General features: G+C 56.4%; 2 protein-coding genes and 1 pseudogene. 1 reads left to right on the top strand and 2 read right to left on the bottom strand.

Translation table 11 applies throughout. From position 1 onward, the window contains the following. Together CW742_RS11395 and CW742_RS11390 are read right to left on the bottom strand one after the other, a co-directional pair. Positions 1–422: MBL fold metallo-hydrolase (locus CW742_RS11395; protein ID WP_292420484.1), on the bottom strand; the 422-nt coding region annotated here is incomplete at its 3' end. Between the two features lie 100 nt (positions 423–522). After that, positions 523–1,131, bottom strand: coding sequence for a response regulator receiver protein (locus CW742_RS11390; protein WP_292420482.1), 609 nt, complete (start codon positions 1,129–1,131; stop codon positions 523–525). Positions 1,132–1,402: 271 nt separating this feature from the next. On the opposite strand from CW742_RS11390, the pseudogene CW742_RS11385 reads away from it, so the two are divergent. After that, positions 1,403–1,935: pseudogene (locus CW742_RS11385) on the top strand (glycine--tRNA ligase); the annotation flags it as partial.

Here is a 1,935-nt window from a genome sequence, read left to right as displayed (position 1 = left end):
ACCGGCCTGAGACAGGAGAAGACACCGCGTGGCCCGGCGGGATAGTCTATCGCCCCAACCAGGCCGAACAACAAACGCGGCGGTGCACCCCAGGAGAACCCCTCGCCGGCCTCCGCGATAAAGGTCGAATGGAGTGCAGGGGTCATGGTGAACGAGACCCCGTCGACAACCTGGGTGCCGCCGATGTTCATGCCCTCGACCGGGATCCCCTTCCCCTTCAGGTACTTGGCAATCTCCGTGATTGCCACCGTCTTTTTCTTAATCGCCACCGCCTCCCCCATGTGGTCGTCATGCCCGTGGGTGACGGCCACGATGTCAGGACTCGTGCCGGCAACGCTGCCCCCCTCGATAAACGGATCGATGAGGACTTTTTTTGAACCGGTGAGGAGGACGCAGGAATGGCCAAGCCAGGTAATTTGCATATATGCAGATCGGACTCCTCACGAATGAACCTTACCCCAAAAAGGAGATAGTGCGTGTGAGCCGTCACTAAAAAGGGATTTTTTGCCGGTATTCCGGCCTTTACGTTACATCAATCAGTTCGGCTTCGGTAATATCGATGGCCTCGCCAAGGCTATCAGCAGTGGCGCTCCGTGTCATCTGCTCGGAGAGGTCGCGGTCTTCCATGACATCGCGGATCCGGTCGATGTAGGGATCGATGGTCGGGTCTTCCTGCTCCTCGATCACGTGCCGGTACTCGCGGAGAGTCGAGGGGCTGACGCCGAGTTCCTCGGAGACCTCCTTCATGGTCTTACCGGACTCGATCAACTCCTCCATCCGCTCCTTGTCAAAGGGCATTCGGAAATCGAGGTCGCGGAAGAGCTTCAACCGGACCCGTGCCCGGGCAACCGTCTTGCTGAGCTTCTCGTCGCCGAGTTCGCGGGCGATCTCGGTGTCGTTCTTGCCTGCGTAGAACGATGTGACAAGCTTTGCGAGCTGGATCGGCTTTAAGGAGGTCTTGAAGATCCCCTGTTCGATGATCTCCCTCATTACGAGGGCGACTTCGCGTTCGATCGCATCGCTGTCCCTCAGCGTGCCATGGATATTCTTCATGGGCTCGACAATCTTGGTCTTACCCGACATGGAACTGAAGAGTTTTAACAGGTGTGCCTTTCGTTTGTCTTCGGTCATTGCATACCCCGTATTGGGATTAGGATATACAATACTTCGTCAACTATTTAATGCTATCTTTACGGCCCGTTTGACCAAAAGACGTATAAATCGGACTCGGTTTGATCTGGTGCAGTTGTGCTGTTTGTGCCACATTTTCCCGGATCCGAGCAGAATTTTCTCCTTTCAGTCCTATGGATGGCGGTATACTATCCATCCGTACAAGAGTATCAGAGTCTTTTTGTCGCCGCCCGGTCAACACTATGGGAGATTATTAAGCTTCGTGATCCTTATGAGCGATGTTTTTGAGAACGTGATGGAACTTGCCAAACGCCGGGGTTTCATCTGGCCGACCTCCGAGTGTTACGGTGCCGTGGCAGGTTTTATCGACTACGGCCCGCTCGGCGCAATGATGAAACGGCGCATCGAGAATATCTGGCGGGACTTTTACGTGATCCGCGAGGGGTACTACGAGATCGAGTGCCCGACGATTGCCCAGGAGGCGGTCTTCATCGCCTCCGGCCACGTTGCCGGGTTTGCCGACAAGATGTGCCAGTGCCCCCACTGCAAGGAATTCTTACGGGCTGACCATGTTGCAGAAGGCGGCGGGATCCAGAACGCCTCCACGATGAAGAACGAGGAACTTGCCGCTGCTCTCGCCACCTGCAAGTGCCTTGCCTGCGAGGAAGTGCTCGGCAAGGTCGAGGTCTTCGGGTTCAACCTGATGTTCAGGACTTCCATCGGCCTTGGTTCCCAGCGGGTCGGCTACCTCCGCCCCGAGACGGCGACGGGAATGTTCGGGGCCTGTTCCCGGCCCCTCCGGTT

Source organism: Methanoregula sp. (assembly GCF_002835825.1).
Taxonomy (GTDB): Archaea; Halobacteriota; Methanomicrobia; order Methanomicrobiales; family Methanospirillaceae; genus Methanoregula.
This window is presented reverse-complemented; position numbering and strand designations above follow the sequence as displayed.

Excerpts from the sequence above, each read along its gene's own strand:
- CW742_RS11390 (WP_292420482.1), bottom strand. The coding sequence starts at position 1,131 with ATGACCGAAGACAAACGAAAGGCACACCTGTTAAAACTCTTCAGTTCC.